Origin of the sequence: Haladaptatus sp. DYSN1 (assembly GCF_029489995.1) — an archaeon.
Taxonomy (GTDB): Archaea; Halobacteriota; Halobacteria; order Halobacteriales; family Halococcaceae; genus QDMS2.
This window is the reverse complement of record NZ_CP120470.1, coordinates 2655846-2674664: the sequence shown is the minus strand read 5'-3', so window position 1 is coordinate 2674664 and position 18819 is coordinate 2655846. Positions and strand designations below refer to the sequence as shown.

General features: G+C 62.2%; 21 protein-coding genes. 12 read left to right on the top strand and 9 right to left on the bottom strand.

Annotated features, from left to right (window positions below; translation table 11 throughout):
- The first annotated feature begins 13 nt into the window (after positions 1-13).
- From P0648_RS14600 to P0648_RS14590, 3 genes are all read left to right on the top strand, one after another.
- The gene (locus P0648_RS14600) at positions 14-1030 is read left to right on the top strand and encodes a DUF1611 domain-containing protein (protein ID WP_276246531.1); all 1017 of its coding nucleotides are present in this window, start codon (positions 14-16) and stop codon (positions 1028-1030) included.
- Positions 1027-2064: a dipeptide epimerase gene (locus P0648_RS14595; RefSeq protein ID WP_276246532.1), complete on the top strand. Its 1038-nt coding sequence runs from the start codon at positions 1027-1029 to the stop codon at positions 2062-2064. Before P0648_RS14600 ends, P0648_RS14595 begins: the two co-directional genes overlap by 4 nt.
- Positions 2065-2261: 197 nt before the next feature.
- Entirely contained in the window at positions 2262-3278 is a 1017-nt protein-coding gene (locus P0648_RS14590; protein WP_276246533.1) for an NAD(P)-dependent oxidoreductase, read from the top strand.
- 9 nt (positions 3279-3287) lie between these two features.
- On the opposite strand, the gene P0648_RS14585 is transcribed toward P0648_RS14590, so the two are convergent.
- Positions 3288-5123 (bottom strand): threonine--tRNA ligase, encoded by a 1836-nt coding sequence (locus P0648_RS14585; RefSeq protein ID WP_276246534.1) that lies wholly within the window; start codon positions 5121-5123, stop codon positions 3288-3290.
- A 228-nt stretch (positions 5124-5351) separates the two neighbouring features.
- Between P0648_RS14585 and thrS the strand changes: the two genes are divergently transcribed.
- On the top strand, positions 5352-7274 hold the full coding sequence (gene thrS, locus P0648_RS14580; protein WP_276246535.1) for a threonine--tRNA ligase: 1923 nt from the start codon (positions 5352-5354) through the stop codon (positions 7272-7274).
- An 82-nt stretch (positions 7275-7356) separates the two neighbouring features.
- On the top strand, positions 7357-7818 hold the full coding sequence (locus tag P0648_RS14575; RefSeq protein ID WP_276246536.1) for a hypothetical protein: 462 nt from the start codon (positions 7357-7359) through the stop codon (positions 7816-7818).
- A gap of 43 nt (positions 7819-7861) precedes the next feature.
- On the opposite strand, the gene P0648_RS14570 is transcribed toward P0648_RS14575, so the two are convergent.
- Positions 7862-8899 carry a hypothetical protein gene (locus P0648_RS14570; RefSeq protein WP_276246537.1) on the bottom strand — a complete coding sequence of 346 codons (1038 nt, stop codon included), beginning with the start codon at positions 8897-8899 and terminating at the stop codon, positions 7862-7864.
- Between the two features lie 45 nt (positions 8900-8944).
- A complete protein-coding gene (locus P0648_RS14565; RefSeq protein ID WP_276246538.1) occupies positions 8945-9763 on the bottom strand; it encodes a PspA/IM30 family protein in 819 nt (272 codons plus the stop codon).
- A gap of 55 nt (positions 9764-9818) precedes the next feature.
- Here P0648_RS14565 and P0648_RS14560 point away from each other — a divergent pair, with 55 nt between their 5' ends.
- The 4 genes from P0648_RS14560 to P0648_RS14545 all read left to right on the top strand — a co-directional run bounded on the left by P0648_RS14560 (position 9819) and on the right by P0648_RS14545 (position 13358).
- Entirely contained in the window at positions 9819-10415 is a 597-nt protein-coding gene (locus tag P0648_RS14560) for an alpha/beta hydrolase (protein ID WP_276246539.1), read from the top strand.
- 68 nt (positions 10416-10483) lie between these two features.
- Complete coding sequence (locus P0648_RS14555; RefSeq protein WP_276246540.1) at positions 10484-12124, top strand: CTP synthase; 1641 nt, start codon at positions 10484-10486, stop codon at positions 12122-12124.
- Positions 12124-13041, top strand: a complete 918-nt coding sequence (gene guaA, locus P0648_RS14550; RefSeq protein ID WP_276246541.1) for a glutamine-hydrolyzing GMP synthase — start codon at positions 12124-12126, stop codon at positions 13039-13041. The genes P0648_RS14555 and guaA overlap by 1 nt, the downstream gene beginning before the upstream one ends.
- Positions 13041-13358: a CTP synthetase gene (locus tag P0648_RS14545; protein ID WP_276246542.1), complete on the top strand. Its 318-nt coding sequence runs from the start codon at positions 13041-13043 to the stop codon at positions 13356-13358. Before guaA ends, P0648_RS14545 begins: the two co-directional genes overlap by 1 nt.
- Before the next feature lie 12 nt (positions 13359-13370).
- Here the strand turns inward: P0648_RS14545 and P0648_RS14540 are convergent, their stop codons facing one another.
- Entirely contained in the window at positions 13371-14042 is a 672-nt protein-coding gene (locus tag P0648_RS14540; RefSeq protein WP_276246543.1) for an MBL fold metallo-hydrolase, read from the bottom strand.
- A gap of 90 nt (positions 14043-14132) precedes the next feature.
- Here P0648_RS14540 and P0648_RS14535 point away from each other — a divergent pair, with 90 nt between their 5' ends.
- Positions 14133-14582, top strand: coding sequence for a pyridoxamine 5'-phosphate oxidase family protein (locus P0648_RS14535; protein ID WP_276246544.1), 450 nt, complete (start codon positions 14133-14135; stop codon positions 14580-14582).
- Here P0648_RS14535 and P0648_RS14530 read toward each other — a convergent pair.
- Positions 14579-15397 (bottom strand): aldo/keto reductase, encoded by an 819-nt coding sequence (locus P0648_RS14530; protein WP_276246545.1) that lies wholly within the window; start codon positions 15395-15397, stop codon positions 14579-14581. The genes P0648_RS14535 and P0648_RS14530 overlap by 4 nt on opposite strands.
- 101 nt (positions 15398-15498) lie before the next feature.
- On the opposite strand from P0648_RS14530, the gene P0648_RS14525 reads away from it, so the two are divergent.
- Complete coding sequence (locus P0648_RS14525) at positions 15499-15816, top strand: cupin domain-containing protein (protein WP_276246546.1); 318 nt, start codon at positions 15499-15501, stop codon at positions 15814-15816.
- On the opposite strand, the gene P0648_RS14520 is transcribed toward P0648_RS14525, so the two are convergent.
- Entirely contained in the window at positions 15813-16511 is a 699-nt protein-coding gene (locus P0648_RS14520; protein ID WP_276246547.1) for a 5-formyltetrahydrofolate cyclo-ligase, read from the bottom strand. The genes P0648_RS14525 and P0648_RS14520 overlap by 4 nt on opposite strands.
- A gap of 45 nt (positions 16512-16556) precedes the next feature.
- Positions 16557-17039 carry an SRPBCC family protein gene (locus P0648_RS14515; RefSeq protein ID WP_276246548.1) on the bottom strand — a complete coding sequence of 161 codons (483 nt, stop codon included), beginning with the start codon at positions 17037-17039 and terminating at the stop codon, positions 16557-16559.
- Between the two features lie 144 nt (positions 17040-17183).
- On the opposite strand from P0648_RS14515, the gene P0648_RS14510 reads away from it, so the two are divergent.
- Positions 17184-17633 (top strand): DUF6884 domain-containing protein, encoded by a 450-nt coding sequence (locus P0648_RS14510; RefSeq protein ID WP_276246549.1) that lies wholly within the window; start codon positions 17184-17186, stop codon positions 17631-17633.
- Between the two features lie 5 nt (positions 17634-17638).
- Here the strand turns inward: P0648_RS14510 and P0648_RS14505 are convergent, their stop codons facing one another.
- Both P0648_RS14505 and P0648_RS14500 read right to left on the bottom strand, forming a co-directional pair.
- Positions 17639-18283 (bottom strand): molybdenum cofactor biosynthesis protein B, encoded by a 645-nt coding sequence (locus P0648_RS14505; RefSeq protein ID WP_276246550.1) that lies wholly within the window; start codon positions 18281-18283, stop codon positions 17639-17641.
- A 51-nt stretch (positions 18284-18334) separates the two neighbouring features.
- Positions 18335-18781: an ester cyclase gene (locus tag P0648_RS14500; protein ID WP_276246551.1), complete on the bottom strand. Its 447-nt coding sequence runs from the start codon at positions 18779-18781 to the stop codon at positions 18335-18337.
- Between the last annotated feature and the right edge of the window lie 38 nt (positions 18782-18819).

The following is an 18819-nucleotide window of genomic DNA, read 5'->3' as shown; positions in this document are numbered from 1 at the left end:
CAGACGTGTGGGTATGGATATCGCGCTACTCGCACACGAAAAGTTTCCTGACGACGCGAAGACCGCACTGGGCATCCTTCGCTACTCCGACGACAACGTGGTCGCCGTCTTAGACCGGGATAGCCCGGGCACCCGCGTCCACGACACCACTCCCGACGTACAGGACGCACCCGTCGTCGCGAGCATCGACGACGTGGAGGCCGACTACGACGCTCTCGTCATCGGCATCGCCCCAATCGGCGGCGGGTTCGACGACTCGTGGCGCGACGACGTTCGCACGGCACTCAAAGCGGGCAAAGACGTGATTTCTGGGCTCCACTACTTCCTCGAAGAGGACGAGGAGTTCGCTCGACTCGCGGAGGAAAACGGCGCAGAACTCTGGGACGTGCGCAAACCTCACGACGGCCTTTCGGTCGCCAAGGGCATCGCGGACTCCGTGGATGCCGAAGTCATCCTCACGGTCGGCACGGACTGCTCGGTGGGCAAGATGACCGTCTCGCTCGAACTCGCTCGTCGCGCACAGGAACGGGGCATCGACGCCGAGTTCATTCCGACCGGGCAGACCGGCATCATGATCGAAGGCTGGGGCAACCCAATCGACCGGGTCATCTCTGATTTCACCGCGGGCGCGGTTGAGGAGATGATTTTAGAGAAGGGCAATGACCACGACTACCTGTTCGTCGAAGGGCAGGGCACCATCATCCACCCCGCCTACTCCGCGGTCACCTGTGGCATCCTCCACGGGTCGATGGCGGACAAACTCATCCTCTGTCACGCCTCCGGGCGCGAGGCAATCCACGGCTACGAGTCGTTCGCCCTCCCTGACTTCCAGACGTACAAGAATCTCTACGAAGACCTCGCTCGGCCCGTCCACCAGACCGAAGTCGTCGCCGGGGCACTCAACACGCGCTCCATCAAAGACGACGAGGAGGCGGCGTCGGCGGTCGAGGCCTACGCAGACGCCATCGACGCGCCGGCACAGGACCCGGTCCGATTCGACCCAGACACCATCCTGGACGAAGTGCTATGAGCCTCGACGCCTCCTTCGAACGCGTCGCGCTGCCGCTCGAAAACCCGTTCACCATCGCCCGCGGGACCCAGGAGGTCGCGGAGAACGTCATCGTCCGTATCGAGGACGACGAGGGCACCGTCGGCGTCGGCGGGGCCGCCCCGTCGGAGCACTACGGTGAGACGGCCGCGACGGTCGAAGCCGTCATGCCGGACCTGCTCGCGGTGGTCGAAGAAGTCGGCGACCCACACGCCCTCGACGAAATCGAGCGGAAGATGCAGGCGCGAGTGAACCGCAACCCGGCGGCCCGCGTCGCCGTGAGCATCGCGCTCCACGACCTCGTGGCAAAACGTGTGGACCTCCCGCTCTATCGCTACTGGGGACTCGACGCAGACCAGGCCCCGGACACGTCGTTCACTATCGGTATCGACACGAAGGAGACGATGTACGAAAAGACGCGCGACGCCGTCGAAGCCGGGTACGAAATCCTCAAAATCAAGGTCGGCACCGACCGCGACGAGGAGATAATCGAGACGGTTCGCGAGGCAGCCCCTGACGCGACGATTCGCGTGGACGCGAACGAGGGCTGGACGCCACGGAAAGCAGTGGAAATGTGCCACCTCCTCGCCGAGTACGACGTCGAGTTCGTCGAACAACCGGTCCCCGCGGAAGACCCCGAGGGCCTAAAGTTCGTCTACGAACGCTCGCCGCTGCCCATCGCCGCCGACGAGTCGTGTATCACGCTCGCGGACATCCCACAAATCGCAGACCGCGTGGACATCGCGAACCTGAAGCTGATGAAGTGTGGCAGCCTCCGCGAGGCACTGCGGATGATTCACACCGCGCGGGCCCACGGCCTCGAAGTCATGCTTGGGTGTATGATCGAATCGAACGCCTCCATCGCGGCGGCGGCGCACCTCGCTCCGTTGCTCGACTATGTTGACATAGACGGGTCGCTGCTGCTCGCCGAGGACGAATATGACGGCATTCCGATGCCAGCAGGCGTCCTCGAATTCGACCCCGCCCTGCCCGGAACCGGCGCTCGTCGGTCGTAACCCCTCGCGTTCATCTTACGTTGGTTACAATTCCCGCAAGTCATTCCACGACGCTGTCATCACTCCTGTAACTTGTTGATAATGTCATGTCCTGTGAGTAACACTGGTTATAGTTTGCTTATAGGCCGCCTTCCTGAACATTTCAGGCAATGTGAGAAATGTGTGAGTTTTTATATATGCGTCCCGAATGAGCGGGTATGCACGTCTTCATGGCTGGGGCAACCGGTGTTCTCGGTCGGAGACTGGTTGCCGAACTCGCCCGGGAGGGCCACGAGGTGTACGGCCTGAGCCGTTCTCCTCGAGGTGACGAACTGGTCCGCGCTGCGGGCGGAGAGCCATGCCGCGGCGACGTTCTCGACTACGAGTCGCTGTGTATGGCCGCCGCAGGGGCGGACGTCATCGTGAACGCCGCGACGGCCGCGCCGAAAACGCGTGACCCGACCTCGGAAGACTGGGCCAGAAACGACGAGGTACGACGCCAGGGCACGCAAAATTTGACCGCCCTCGCGAGTCGGGTCGGCGCAGACCAGTACGTCCACCAGAGCATCGTCTGGGTGGCGAGACGCGAAGACGGCGGGCCGTTTTCCGAGGAGGACGACTGGAATCCCACACCGCACACGCAGGCGGAAGCGGACGCAGAACGTCTCGCGATCGACGCTCGCATGGCGTTTGGCTACGACGTGACGATTCTTCGCTGTGGATGGCTGTACGCCCCGGAAGCGACCCACACGCAACTCATCGCGCAGGGTTTGCTCGCCGGTGAGATGCCCATCATCGGTAGCGGGCTGTTCGGACGCGGGGACGCCCACCTGTCGTGTCTGCACGCGGAGGACGCTGCCCGCGCGTTCACGACCGTCATCGACCGCCGAACCGACGGCCTCTGGCACGTCGTCGACGACGAAGCCGTTACCACCGCGAACTACCTGATGGAGTTCGCCCGCCTGCTCGGCGCGTCGAAGCCACGGCGGGTGCCGGCGTGGCTGGCGAAATACACCACCGGCACGGATGCAGCACGCTTTTTCAGCCACTCGATGCAGACCACGAACGAACCATTTTGCGAGGAAACCGGCTGGCGGCCCCACTACGGTTCCTACCGCGACGGGCTCTCGCAGGTCGTCCGCGACTGGGAGCAAGACGGGACGCTCAACGAGCGCCACGGAAGCGCCGAGTGGGCGGGCGAGAAAGCGGAGAGCGTCCTCTGGCGGACCGCCTGAATCGCCCGCCTACGCGCCGGTAAAGTGCGGATGACCGCTGACGTGCGCCGGGAGATAGCGAGGCCGCCGGGGACGCTCGCCGATTTCGTCGTCGACCAGTTCGTGAAGCTCGTCGAACGACAGTGACACCTCGTCGCTCGACTCCCGGCGGTTGACCTTGAACGCGCCAGCTTCGAGTTCGCGGTCACCGACGACGACGTAGTAGGGGACCCAGTCGCGTTCTGCCTTCGCGATGCGCTTTCCGACCGTCTCGGAACGCTCGTCTACGTCCGCCCGAATCTTCGCTTCGGCGAGTCGCGCGACCAGGTCGTCGCAGTAGTCCACGTGGTCATCGCTCACCGGGATGAACCGAACCTGGGTCGGCGAAAGCCACGTCGGCAGACGCGGTACGTCCTGGGTCGCCGCGTGTTCGAGCAGTGCAGCCATCACCCGTTCGATGCTGCCACTCGGCGAGTAATGCAGGATGTTCGGGTGGTGGGTCTGTTGGCCGTCGCTGTACTCGATGCCGAACCGCGCTGCGCTCTCGACGTCAATTTGCACCGTCGGGTTCTCGATGGGGCGGCCGAGGCCGTCGATGACGGCGAAGTCGATTTTCGCAGACCAGTAGTGGTGACGCTCGGGGAGCAGTTCGAGAAGGACGGGTTTTCCCAGATCAGCGACGACCGATTCGACCCACTCGCGGTTTTCGTCGTAGAACTCGCGGGTCATGCGGAACGCGCCCTCGTAGGAAACGCCCAAATCGCCGCCCGTCGCGTAGCCAAGTTTCGCCTGCTTTTCGAACTCGACTTTCGCCTGTTCGATGTCCTTCGTCGCGGTGTGCATGTCGGGCATGGTGAACGCCCGCTGGCGTTTGAGGCCCATCACCTCGCCGCGCTGTTCGCGCCGGAAGGAGTAGGTGCTCAGCTCGTAGATTCGCAGGGGGAGGTCGTTCGCCGAGATGTGCATGTCGCGCATGATGGAGAACTGGCCGAAGCAGGCGGCGAATCTGAGCATCATACGCCGGTCGCCGGACTCGAAGCGGTACTGTCGCTCGCCGAACTTCTCTGCGTGCTCGCTAATCGAGCGTGCGCCCAAATCGTACATGATGGGCGTCTCGACGGGCATCCCGCCGTAGTCGATGACGAGGTCGGAAACGTACTGCATGAGCGAGTCACGGACGAGTTTGCCCCGCGGGTACCAACGGAGGTTCCCCACGTCTGAGAGTTCGTCGTAGCCGACGAACTCCTTCTCACCCATCAGTGCGAAGTGCGGCGGTTCCTGGCCTTTACTCGCGGTGACGCCCTCGACTTCCGCGGCGATGAGCGCCTGGAAGTCCTCGCTGAACTGGGCTTTCGATTCGACCGGGTCGAGCAGGTCGCCGTCGGGCGTGCAGACGTACCACTCGCTCGGTTCGCGCTCCTCGGCCGCTTTTTCCTCGTCGCGGTGGGCACTGACGTGGCGCGAGAGTTCGGAGAGCGGGTGGCCCTTACAGGAGATTTCGAACGCCTTGTACCACCCGAACGGTGCGCGAAGCAGTTCGTAGTCGTCTTTCAGTTCGGCTTCGAGTTCGCGCATGACGCGCTTTGCGACGTCCGGTGGCGCGAGGTCGTCGCTCAGGTGGGCGTAGGGATACAACACCACCTTGTTTGCGTTCAGTTGGCTCGTGACGTCGCGGAGTTCGGCCGCGGCGTTTTCGACGACGCCGGAGACGCTCTCTGCGTCCCCCGATTCGACGCTGATGAAGACGGTGACGCAGTCGTCCATGCGCCCCTCCATGGCGACGCCGTCGGTTTCTGCGATGTCTCTGCCGGCCTCCTTCTTCGCTTCGAAGGAGAGATGGTCTGCGTGGATAAACAGGAGTTTCATTCGATTTGTTGGGTTGGATACGTGGATGTGGAAAGTCGTGGCAAACGGCAAGCCAGCGGCACGGCTACTTAGAAGGAGGCGAGTCCACGTGTTGTCCCGAACAACACACTCATAGCTAAGCAGACTTGACCCCACCAGATAAACCTGTCGTGGACTGACACGTACTCACACGGCCGATTGCGTCCGCGTCTCAACACACTTATTTTCCGTCTCTTTCTTACCTCGGCCATGAGCGAAATCGTCGTCACGTTGCCCGACGGTTCCGAACTCCACATGGAGTCGGGGTCGACCGTCGAAGACGTGGCATTCGAAATCGGACCCGGACTCGGCCGAGACACGGTCGCTGGCGTCGTAGACGGTGACCTCGTGGACAAGGACACCTCCCTGACCACGGACTGCCGCCTCGTCATCGTCACCCCACAGAGTGACGAGTATCTCACCGTCCTCCGCCACACCGGTGCGCACGTCTTCGCACAGGCCCTCCAGCGCCTCCACCCCGAAGCCAAACTCACGATTGGCCCGTGGACCGACGACGGTTTCTACTACGACATCACTGGCGTCGATTTAGACAGCGACGACTTGCGCGCAATCGAGGCCGAAGCCGAGAACATCATCGCAGAAGACCTCGATGTCGAACGCGTCGAACTCTCCCGCGAGGAGGCACTCGAGCTGTACGCGGACAACCCGTACAAACGCGACATCCTCGAAACCGAAGCGGCGGGCGACGACACACTCTCCTTCTACGAGCAGGGCGAGTTCAAAGACCTCTGTAAGGGCCCTCACGTCGAATCGACCGGCGAAATCGGCGCGTTCAAACTCTTAAACATCTCTTCGGCCTACTGGCGCGGCGACGAAGAAAACGATACCCTCACTCGCGTCTACGGGACGGCATTCAAATCTGAGAAGGACTTGGAAAAATTCTTAGAACAGCGCGAGGAGGCCAAAGAGCGCGACCACCGCAAACTCGGCCGTGAACTCGACCTCTTCTCGATTCCCGAAGTCACCGGCCCCGGCCTCCCGCTGTACCACCCGAACGGGAAGAAAATCCTCCAGCAGCTCGAAGGCTACGGCCAGTCGCTGAACGAGAACTTCGGCTACGACTACGTCGAGACGCCCCACCTGTTCCGGACGGAACTCTGGAAGCAGTCCGGTCACTACGACAACTACGTAGACGACATGTTCCTCCTCGACGTCAACGACGAGGAGTACGGCCTGAAGCCGATGAACTGCCCCGGCCACGCGACCATCTTCAAGCAGGGGTCGTGGAGTTACCGCGACCTCCCAGTTCGTTACGCAGAGAACGGGAAGGTCTATCGCAAGGAACAGCGCGGCGAACTCTCCGGGCTCTCCCGGGTCTGGGCGTTCACCATCGACGACGGCCACCTGTTCGTCCGCCCCGACCAGATTAAATCGGAAGTCGAAGACACGATGGACCTCATCTTCGAGGTGCTCGAAACGTTCGACTTAGATTACAAAGTCGCCCTCGCCACTCGCCCCGAGAAATCCGTCGGCAGCGACGAAATCTGGGAGCAAGCCGAGACGCAACTGAAGACCGTCCTCGACGACTCGGCCATCGACTACCGCCTCGAAGACGGCGATGGCGCGTTCTACGGGCCGAAAATCGACTTCTCGTTCGAGGACGCCCTCGGCCGGGTCTGGGACGGGCCGACGGTCCAACTCGACTTCAACATGCCGGAGCGCTTCGACCTCACCTACACCGGCGAGGACAACGAGGACCACCGCCCGGTGATGATTCACCGCGCCCTCTACGGCTCCTTCGAGCGCTTCTTCATGGTGCTCATCGAGCACTACAACGGCAAGTTCCCAACGTGGCTCGCCCCAGAGCAGGTGCGCATCCTGCCCGTGAGCGACGACAACATCCCGTACGCGAAGGAACTCAAACACCGACTGGGCGACTTCCGTGTCACCATCGAGGACCGCTCGTGGACGGTCGGTCGGAAGATTCAGCAGGCCCACACCGACCGCGTGCCCTACCAGATTATCGTCGGCGGCGAAGAGGAAGCAGACCGCACCATCTCCGTGCGCGACCGAAAAGAGCGCGACCGCAACGACGTGCAGTTAGCCGACTTCAAGGCGCATCTCGAATCCGAACAGGAAGAGAAGCGGCTGGAACCGGATTTCCTCGAGTAAATCAGCCCAGTCGCAGGCACGTTTATCCTGTTTCCCCCCGAACCTCCACTTGTCTGGCGACCCCGCCACGACGTGTATTGCGTTGCAATTTCCAACCGTAACAGGGTCAAATCTAGAAGGGAAGGAGTACCACCTGCCGCGGGACTTCGAGGGGGAGTTGAACCTCGTGTTCGTCGCCTTCCGCCGCGACCAGCAGGCTGACGTGGACTCCTGGGTACCGTTCGTCGAAGATTTATGCGCCACCCACGACGGGTTTCAGTACTACGAACTGCCCGTCCTGAGCCGCAGTTACCGGCTCGTCCGCCCGTTCATCGACGGCGGGATGCGCGCGAACATCGAGGACGTGAACACACGCGAACGCACGATTACGGCGTACATCGACAAACGGCCGTTCCGCTGGGAACTGGAAATTCTCTCGGAACACGCGATGCACGCCTTCCTCGTCACACGGGACGGGGAGGTCAGGTGGCACGCGCCCGGGCCGCTCACGGCCGGAAAGGCGGACGAACTCGAAAATCTGCTTCGAGAACCGGTCGCCGCCTGAGCCTGCGGGTCTGTTGCTGGGGTTCGGACGCCAACCGACCCGCTCAGTCGCCACCCGTTTTGTGACTCCCCTCCGTGTCCCGGAGGATGAACGAGCCAATCGAGAGCGTGTGCTTCGCCACCGTCGCGATGCGCATGACGAACGCGAGCAGGATGACGAACGGGACGATGGAGATGGCGGAGGCCGCGCTCACGACCCAGACGAGGTTGTCGAGGCCGAGGAACGTGCCCATCACGGAACTCGAATCGAGGTAGATGATGGACACCGTGGCGACGATGAGCGCCGGGATTGCGGAGTACATCATCGCCCGAGAGAGGTTGATGAGTTCCCACTGGAAGTAGAGCGTCTTGAAGTGCTCACGGGCAGGTCCGAAGAAGGTGAGGGCGTCGCGGAGTTTCTGGAGGGCTTCTGAGGCCTCGTCGTTGAGTTTGTCACCGTACTGGTTCTGGATGCGCCGCGCCTCGTACACCTTCCACGAGTAGTTGTAGTCGAGTGCCGCAGAGAGGACGTCGAAGGTGCCGAACTGGGCCTCGTCGAGCTCTTCTGTGACCTCGTCTGCGTTGCCGGTGACGCTGTCTGTAAATCGAGTGATGTGGTCGCGTTCGTCGTCATTCACGTTCCCGTCGAGGGCGTCTTTGAGCTCCGCTGCGTGCTTTCCAGAGAATTCGATGATGGTCTTGAGAAAGCGCGAGGGTTCTGCGGGGCTGACCTGCACGCCGAGGGCTTCCTCCACGTCGGTCTGGAACTGCATCGCGCCCTCCATGCGGTCTCGCTGGTCGCCGATGGGGCCGAGTTCCTGTGAGAGGACGAGTTGGTTCAGCGTCACCACCAGCGTCACGCCGGTGATGATGGCGGTGACGAACGCCTGAAACAGCGTCTCAGTCGGGTCCTTGCTCGACATCGTCTTTCGAATCAGGGTGGGGTCGAGCGCCCCGAGAATGACGAGTGTCACGAAAAAGGCGACTAACAGCAGTCCGGCGACGAGCCAACGGTTTGCGCCCATGAGAAACCAGAGTTTCACACGGCTTTCCGGGACACGACCCCGCATCGTGTCACTCGGCTCGTCAGTTCCATTGCTCATGCAACGAGGAATACTGGCGCGGCAAAAGGGTTGGTGGCTACCCGGTTAGTTTTCTTCTTCTTTGATGTCTTCGAGTTCGGCTTCGACTTCGGGATCCGTCGTCTCCGCTTCTGTCTCCGCTTCCGTCTCTGCGTCCATCTCGGTTTCCGATTCCGCCTTCGGCGTGGACTTGCCGGCTTCGGCCTTTAGCGTCTCCAGTTCGGCCTCGACTTCGTTGTCTGTCGAGAGCGATTCGAGTTCGCGGTCGATGGAGTCCTTGTCGGAGAGTGCGTCCTCGAACGCGCCGGTCTCTTCGAGTTCGTCGAGCGCCTCAGCCCGGGCCTCCATGTCGTCGGTACGTTCGCGGGCGCGGTCGATGGCCCGTGAAACGTCCTCCATCTCCTTGCCTGCGCCGGTCATCGCCTCGGAGACGCGGGTGCTCGCCTCTGCGGCCTCGTAGCGAGCCTTGATGGTCTCCTTCTGGGTGCGGAACTCCTCGATGCGGTTCTGGAGTTCGTTCTTCTTCGAGACGAGGTTGTCCTGGGTGTTCTGCAGATTGGCGATTTGGCCCTCCAGTTCCTCAATCTGGGTCATCTTCTGTTTTTTCTTCTCCAGGGCCTGCCGCGCGAGGTCGTCGCGATCCTGGTTGACCGCCTCGCGTGCCTGTCGGTTGTGCTTCTCTACGTTCTCCTCCAATCGACGCTTCTGGATTTCGAGGCGCTTTTTCTGCGTCGTGAGGTCTGCGATGCCGCGTTTTACGTCCTGTAGCTCGTCGCGCATCTGCTCGTAAGAGTAATCGAGCGTCTCAGTCGGGTCCTCCACCCGATTGAGCAGCGCGTTGATTTTAGACCGGATGACGTACGACATGCGCGCGAAGATTCCCATGGGTGCTATTGGCCATGCGCGGCCTTAAAAACTCTCACCACACTAACACTCAATAATGACAGGCGAACCCGTACTCATCCCTGGCGCCAGAGACGTTCGCGCGACTCACGACACCGTCCCCGACGCGACGAGCGTCGTCGTCGCGTGCCCGCCACACCCCCAGCAGGGCGGCAAACGAACCGACTCACGGCTCACCGCCGTCTCCGAGGAACTCGCCGCTCAGGGTATCGCAACGCTCCGATTCGACTACGGCGCGTGGGACGAAGGCCGCGGCGAGCGCGAGGACGCCCGTAACGCCGTCGCGTGGGCGCAGGACCACTACGAACACGTTGGTCTCTTTGGCTTCTCCTTTGGCGGCGCGATTGCCCTGTTGACCGCGGCGGGTCGCGATGACCTCGCGGCCGTGAGCGCGCTCGCACCCGCCGGTGCGCTCCCTGCGGGCCTCGACGTGGCGGCGTCGCTCTCCGACATCGCAGCCCCCACGCAAGTGGTGTTCGCCTCGCGTGACACGACGGCGAACTGGGAGCCAGTCGTCGAGCGGGCGCGCGAACTCGACTTCCGCGTCGACGAGATGAGCGCCGACCACTTTTTCATCGGGCAGAAACAGAAGGTCGCCGCGCTCGTCTGCGACTTTCTTGTTGCACACCTGTAGTGTGGGAAGCCGTCTCGGTGGCTCGGACGCTCCGAAATGGTTTTGAAGAACGATTGCGGACAGACAGTATGCCGACGGAACCCGAAACGGATTACGACCCGACTCTCGGGAACAAGTTCATTTTCGTTACCGGGGGTGTGATGTCCGGACTCGGGAAGGGTATCACCGCCGCCAGCACCGGCCGACTTCTCTCGAACGCTGGGTTCGACGTGACCGCGGTCAAAATCGACCCGTATCTCAACGTCGACGCGGGGACGATGAATCCCTACCAGCACGGCGAGGTGTACGTCTTGGAAGACGGTGGCGAAGTGGACCTGGACCTGGGTAACTACGAACGTTTCCTCGATATCGACATGACGTTCGACCACAACATCACCACCGGGAAGACCTACAAACACGTCATCGAGAAGGAGCGCGCCGGGGACTACCTCGGGAAGACGGTCCAGATCATCCCGCACATCACCGACGACATCAAGCGCCGCATCCGCGAGGCCGCAGAGGGCCACGACATCTGTATCGTCGAAGTGGGCGGCACGATTGGCGACATCGAGGGCATGCCATATCTCGAAGCCCTCCGCCAGTTCGTCCACGAGGAAGAAGAGGAGGACGTTCTGCTCACGCACGTCACGCTCGTCCCGTACTCGAAAAACGGCGAGCAGAAGACGAAACCGACCCAGCACAGCGTCAAAGAACTGCGCTCGATTGGCCTCCAGCCAGACATCCTCGTCGGGCGCTGTGAGACGAAACTCGAACCGGCGACCAAGGAAAAAATCGCGCTCTTCTGTGACGTTCCGACGGAGGCCGTCTTCTCTAACGCCGACGTCGAGGACATCTACCACGTCCCGCTGATGGTCGAAGAGGAAGGACTCGACGAGTACGTGATGGAGCACCTCGCCATCGCGGACCAGGCCATTCCGAAGGGCGAGCGCAAAAACGAGTGGCGCGACCTCGTGACTCAGGAGACCTCCGGGTCGGTCAAAATCGCGCTCGTCGGGAAGTACGCACTGGAAGACGCCTACATCTCGATTCACGAATCGCTCAAACACGCCGGCCTCGACCAGGGCGTCGACGTGGACATCCTCTGGGTCGATTCAGACGAGATGGCGGAGGACCACATGGAACGACTGCACGACGCGGACGGCATCGTCGTCCCCGGCGGCTTTGGCTCCCGCGGAACGCAGGGCAAAATCAAGGCCATTCGCTACGCCCGCGAACACGACATTCCGTTCCTCGGTCTCTGTCTCGGGTTCCAACTCGCCGTCATCGAGTACGCCCGCAACGTCCTCGGACTCGACGGCGCAGACTCGACGGAGATGGAACCGGAGACGCCACACCCGGTCATCGACCTGTTGCCCGAACAGTACGACTTAGAGGACCTCGGCGGCACGATGCGCCTCGGCGCACACGAGACTCAAATCACGCCGAACACCCTCGCGAGCGAGGTGTACGGCGGGACGTCGTGTGTCGAACGCCACCGCCACCGCTACGAGGTGAACCCGAACTACATCGACCAGCTCGAAGCCGACGACCTGACGTTCTCAGGCAAGGCGAACAACCGGATGGAGATTCTCGAACTCGCGGGTCATCCATACTTCTTCGGGACGCAGTTCCACCCCGAGTTCAAGTCCCGTCCCGGTCGGGCGAGTCCGCCGTTCGTCGGACTCGTGAAGGCAGTTCTCGCTGAGCAGGAATCGGAGGTCGAAATCTGATGGTAAACGTAGACGAATTCATCCCGGAAGCAGAGGCAGAGATTCGAGACGAAGTCGGCGACGGTCACGCCATCATCGCCCTCTCGGGCGGTGTGGACTCCTCGGTCGCCGCGACGCTCGCCCACCGCGCCGTTGGCGGCCAACTCACCCCGGTGTACGTGGACACTGGGCTGATGCGCAAAGGTGAGACCGAGCAGATTCGCGAGACGTTCTCGTTCATGGAGAACCTTCGCGTCGTCGAGGCACAGGACCGCTTCCTCGACGCGCTCTCCGGCGTCACCGACCCCGAGGAGAAGCGCGAAATCATCGGTGCGCAGTTCATCCGCGAGTTCGAGACGGTCGCCAAAGAGGAAGAAGCAGACTTCCTCGTTCAGGGGACCATCTACCCGGACCGCATCGAATCCGACGGCGAAATCAAGTCCCACCACAACGTCGGCGGCCTCCCGGACGTGGTCGATTTCGACGGCATCGTCGAACCCGTCCGCGACCTCTACAAGGACGAAGTCCGCGAGGTGGCCCGCGAGCTCGGTCTCGAATCGGTCATCGCAGAGCGAATGCCGTTCCCCGGCCCCGGCCTCGCCGTGCGCGTCATCGGCGAAGTCACCCGCGAGAAGGTCGAAGTCGCCCGTGAATCGACGTTCATCGTCGAAGAAGAACTCGAAGCCTACGAACCGTGGCAGGCGCTCGCCGCGGTCATCGGCAAGGCGACGGGTGTCAAAGGAGACAACCGCGTTCACGGCTGGATTGTGGCCGTGCGCTCGGTCGAGAGCCGTGACGGCATGACTGCCCGCGCTCAGGAACTCGACTGGGAGACGCTCCAGCGCATCCAGTCGCGTATCACGGGGTCGCTCGACAACGTCTCGCGCGTGGTCTACGACGTAACCCACAAACCGCCTGCGACCATCGAGTACGAATAATGAATGCAATCGTCGTCGGTGCCGACGAGTACGCACTCGGTGACGCCCTCGAATCGATGGGCGTCTCCGTCACCTACGTCGAAGGGTTCGCGAACCGCCCCGCGCTCGAAGACGCGGGTATCGTCGACTGTGACCTGTTCGTCCTCACGGACGTCTCACAGGCCACGTCGATTCCGGTCGCAAAGGACATCAACGACCAACTCCGGGTCGTCGTCTACGCGGACGATTCGGTCCCCGAGTTCGTCCGCGGTCGGTCTGCGCTCATCATCGACCCGGACCTGCTCTCCCCGGAGACGGTCGCAGAAGAACTCGTCTGAGCGAATTCCCGTTTACAGCGTCGCAGCGAGTCTGTCCAATCGCTTCGCCCCGTCTTTGAGAAATGGCACGCCGTGGCCCATGGCAGCGACGTCGAACTGGGGCGCGCGGTGGGCGAGCGCCTTGATGCTTCGTTCTACTTCCACATCGTCGTAGCTGAGCAGGTATGGCGACGGTTCGAGACGGCCGTGTCGTTCGACGACGAGGTCGCCGAGGAAGGCGGTAGAGAGCGTCTCGCTCACGTAGGCGACGTGGCCGGGGGTGTGCCCCGGCGTGTGGTAGGCGGTGAAACTCCCGAGTTCGTCGCCATCTGCGACGAGTTCCACCTCCGGGACCTCCTTGAGCACGGGGGAGGCGAGGCGCTGGAGGGCCGCTTTGCGATTTCGCCATCGTGGCCGTTGCTCGCCGCGCAGGAAGGGGGCGTCGCCCTCCCCGATGTAGATGGGGGCGTCGAGGTCGACGAGGCGGCCGAGCGTCCCGACGTGGTCCATGTCGTAGTGGGTGAGCAACACGCGGTCGATCTCCCGCATCGCATAGCCCGTGGCCGCCACTTCCTTGCGGAGGGTCTTTGCGTCCCACGGATTGCCCGTGTCGATGAGCGTGAGGGCGTCGCCGTCGGCGACGAGGTAGGCGTTCACGCCGCGGAGGTCGAACCACCAGCACTGCTGTGTGAGTCGATTTGCCATTAGTGTTCTCGACGCGCTCCACCGCCGAGGGCGTTTCGCCCGACGGGTCGGTTTATTCCGTCCGAGCGCGAATACGGAGTGGGGAGTAGCATGTCATCTGAAGAATTCATCGAACAGGGTGGGACGATGACCGACACTGAGATTGACTTTTTCCTGCGCAGCCAGGGCTACGGTGTCCTCTCGCTGGCCGCCGGCGACGAGGCTTACGGCGTGCCCGTCTCGTTTGGGTACGACGGCGACCACCTGTACTTCATGTTCCTGCAACTGGGGCCGGAATCGCAGAAACTTTCGTACGCGTCGCGGACGCACACGGCGAGTTTCCTCGCCTATCAGGTCAACTCGAAATTCGACTGGCAGAGCGCAATCGTCACCGGGACGCTCCGAGAGATCCGTGACGACGAGGTGACCCACGCTCGCGACACGATGGAGCAAAACGCCTGGCATCCGAGCCTGTTCTCCGAGGCCGACCCGATGGGCGGCCCCTACGGGTACGTCCTCGACATCGAGTCGAAATCCGGACGGAAGGGGCAGGACGCCTAACCCGCGAGGAACCCACGCAGGGTTCCGGAAACCGTCTTCGCCGTGGAGGGGCGGCCAATGCGTTCCATCTCGTGGTCGGTGAGTTTGAAGTCGAATACCTCGAGGTTATCCTTCAGGTGAGGATACGACGACGCCTTCGGAATGGCGACGACGTTGTCCTGCTGGATGAGCCACCGCAGGGCGACCTGTGCCGCCGATTTCTTGTAGCGAAGCCCGATGCCAGAGAGCGTGCTGTCGGTGAGCAGGCCCCCGTGCAGGAACGGGCTGTACGCCGTCAGCACGACGTCGTGAATCTGGCAGTACTCGACCAGCGCCTGTTTTCGGTCGAACGGCGTGTAGCGCACCTGATTCGTCAGGATGGGTTCGAGCGATTCGTCACGGGCGGCCATGAGCTGGGCCTGACTGAAGTTGCTCACTCCGATGTGGTGGACGACGCCCTCTTCCACGAGGTCGTTCATCGCGTCGAGGGTTTCGCGCAGGGGAACCAGCGGGTTCGGCCGGTGGATGAGCAAGCAGTCTACGTACTCGGTATTCAACCGGGCGAGGCTCGCGTAGGTCGATTCTTTCACCTTCTGCTCACTCAGATTCGTCGGCGAGAGTTTCGTGACGAGGAAGACGTCCTCGCGGTCCACGGTCGAATTGTTGATGGCCGCGCCAACCTGTCGCTCGTTTCGGTAGTTCTGTGCAGTGTCCATGTGCCGATAGCCGAGGTCCAGCGCCGTCTCGACCACCCGACGGCAGGCGGTTCCGCGCAGTTGCCACGTTCCAAGCCCAATCTTCGGGACCGCTGCCCCCTGTGCCACCACGTATTCCATGTCCTGAGACACGCTGCCCACGGACGTAACCGCTTTTTCGTCCAAACGGAGTGTCACGCACACGCGAACGAACTAAGAACCGTCCGGCCCTTGCGTCGGGTATGTCACTCGACCGATTCACGAAACCCGAACCCGACGTGGGCGAAGTCCAGACCGAGGAACTCGTCGTCTCCGACGACGCGCTCGTCAAACTGTTCGCCCTCGGCCCCGGTGCGGAACTGAAACCACACCCACACGATTCGTCCTCGAACGTCTTTCACATTCTCGAAGGCACGATAACCGTGATTCAGGACGACGAAGAAGAGGAAATCGAGGCTCCCGGAGTCGTTTTCCACGACCGGGGCGTTCTCCACGGCGCGCGAAACGAGACGGACGAACCAGTCTACTTCACGGCCACGCTCGCGCCGTTCCCGAGCTAACGGAATCGCTGGAGGACGGGAATCTCTTCAATGCGGTCTGCAGAGAGCAGGCCCCAGTCGATACCCGCGGGTTTCCGCCCGTGCTCGGGGCGAATCTCCCGCTCAGGAGTCACGATGAGGTCCATGGACACGTCGTGGGCACCGACTTCGACGGCCTCGTCGACGATTTGGCGTTCGTGAACCGTCGTGACGACGGGCGTGTCGTCGTCCACGAGTCCGAGTTCGCGGAGGATGGCGTACTCCAGGTCGCTGTACCCCTCGCCCTTCCCGATTCGTGCGCCCGTCTCGGTGACGGCGACGCTTCCGGAGACGATGAGGCCGATACCGTCGATTTCGTCGGGGCTGACCTGCGTGCCGTACTCGTCCATGTGCGAGATGGCGGCGGCGCGGTCGGTATCCTCGATGGTCGCCGGATCGAGGCGGACGAAACACTGCTCGTCGCGCAGGCGCGGGACGGCCATGTAGACGAGTTTCCCCTCGGCGAGTGCCCGCCGCCGGACGGGGAGCTGTGGTGAGTCGGGGTTCGCCTTGATGACCGTCGCGTCCTGCCACTCGGAGGTTTCAGCGAGTCGGTCTGCCGCCTCGCGTGCGCCGTCGAAGTTCGGAATCCGCCCGTGTGGCGGAAACGGAAATCGAGCGATTCCCTCTGCTTCGAGGGCGTCCCAGACGCGCTCGCGGAGGGCCTGTTTGTCCATGCACGTCTTTCCGCCGTCACCGCAAAAACAGTTGGCAGTCGGCGGTCAAGGCGCGTCCGTCGTCGTTTCCGCCTCGTATCCCTGCTCAGCCATCCGCTTCAGATTCGCGAGCGTGTCGGCTAAACCGCGTTTCATCGACCGATTGACGAACAGGGCTTCGACGATGCGCCCGACTGGGCGAATCCGGGGCAGGAATTCGTATTCGATGGACTGGTGGACGCGGGTGGCATCACCGACTGGTTCGAAAGTGGCCGTAAGCACCGGTTGCATCACGCCGAGGTCGCCTTCGTGGACCTGTCGGGTCGGCCGGTCGAACGCGGTTATCACCCACTCGCTTTCGTCTTTTATCGGGCCGACACCACCGTACTCGCGGTAGATGGTCCCCTTACCGACGGGGCCGTCACTGACGTAGGTGACTCGGTCTGTGAACGCCGCGGACAGTTCCGCATAGCGGTCCACGTCACTGTATACCTCCCAGACGTACGCAGGCGGGGCCTGAACAGTCGTCGATGCTTCTACCCGTGCCATAGTAAATAGTACGTTGGGGCAGACGATATCGTTTGTGAGGTATTCACACGCAATGTAGTAGAATCGGCTGAAATATCTCCGGAGAGTGACTGTTTGGGCAGTCACAGGCTAGATTTTTACTACTCGCTCCCGATGGATTAAAACATGGCATCCATTGCGATTGTCCATGGGGGTGCAGCACAGCGGGGTGGGACTCGGTCTGCGTGCGACCAGTATACGGCAGACCACTTTCAGACGTGCCGCGAGTACGCAGAGGCAACCTGCGACTCGTGGGTCATTGTCTCGGCGAAACACGGGGTTATCCACCCGAACAGGCAGATACAGAGCTACGACGTCACCCGCGCGGATTTCGACCCGTTCGAGGAGATGCAGTGGGTAAAGCGCATCCAGCGTCAACTCGGTGACGTGCTGTTCGACCAGTACACCAGTCCGCAGTTCTCGCGCGTCGTCGTGTTGACCGACGACTACCACACCGCGGCACTCGACCCGGTGTTCAAACAGGCGACGGGTCGCGGAGTCGCCGTCGAAAAACCGTTCGAAGGTCGCTACGACGAACCGGTAGAATCGGTGCTCAAACAGCCGGTTCCCCGGTAGCGAACCTACGCGTCTCTTTTTGCGAGGCCAGCGAGGTGGCCCACTTCCGGGACGATGACTTCGTTCGCGCCGAGACATGCGGCGTTCTCGCTTCCTGGCAGGGCGAACACGGGGACTCCGTCGGCGATACCTGCGGCTGCGCGGGTTCCGACGACGCGGGTGCCGATCTCGTCGAACGAGAGCCGTCGGAACAGTTCGCCGAAGCCAGGGAGTTCCTTCTCCATCAGCGGCGAGATAGCCTCGATTGTCACGTCGTCGGGCGTCACACCAGTCCCGCCGGTGGTCACCACGACGTTCACGTCGTCGCGGCCGACGAGGCGGTCTACGGTCTGTTGAATCCCATCGAAGTTGTCGTCGATGAGTTCGCGGGTGGCGACGGTGTGCCCTGCGCCTTCGAACGCCTCGGCTATCGCGTCACCCGCGGGGTCGTCGTCGAGCGACCGAGTGGTGGACACGGTGACGATGGCGACGCCGACCGTCTCTACGTCGTGGTGGTGGTGACCGTGTTTGTGGTCGTCATGGCCGTGCGTGTGGGCGTCGTGTCCATGTTCGTGGTCGTCGTGACCGTGCTCGTGGTCGTGGCCGTGTCCGTCGTGGTGTGATTCGTAGTCGTGTCCGTGTCCCGTGTCGGCGTTCTTCTGCTCGGCCATGGCTGGGTCTACTCGTCTCGGTACAAAAACTATCGGGGCAAAAAGTGGCGATTAGCTCCCCGTCTCGTCCGGGATGGCGCCCATCTGGCGCATCATCCCCAGCACGTCGAAGTTGGTCCAGACCTCTGTGACCTGTCCGTCTACGATACGGTCGATTTCGATACCCGTTACCTCGACGTGGTTGCCGGAGGCCGGAACGCCGGCGAGCTCGCCGTCGTGGGTACCGACTGCCTTCCAGCGCGTGGCCACCATGTCCCCTTCGGAGACGATGTCTTCGATGGTCACATTGAGGTCGGAGAACGCCTCACGGTACTGTTTTACGTTCTTTGTGAACCCTTCGCGTCCGTGAATCGATTCCGGTTCTGTCGGATTGTGTTCGACGTACGATTCTGCGATAATCTCGTCGACGACGCTGTAATCACCCGTGTTCAGCGTGTTCCACAGTTTTTGGACAATCTCTTCGTTCGATGCCGCTGGGCGCGTTGCTTTGCTTGCCATTTCCCTCACCCAGTACATGCTAGGTCGTTTCAGGCGAT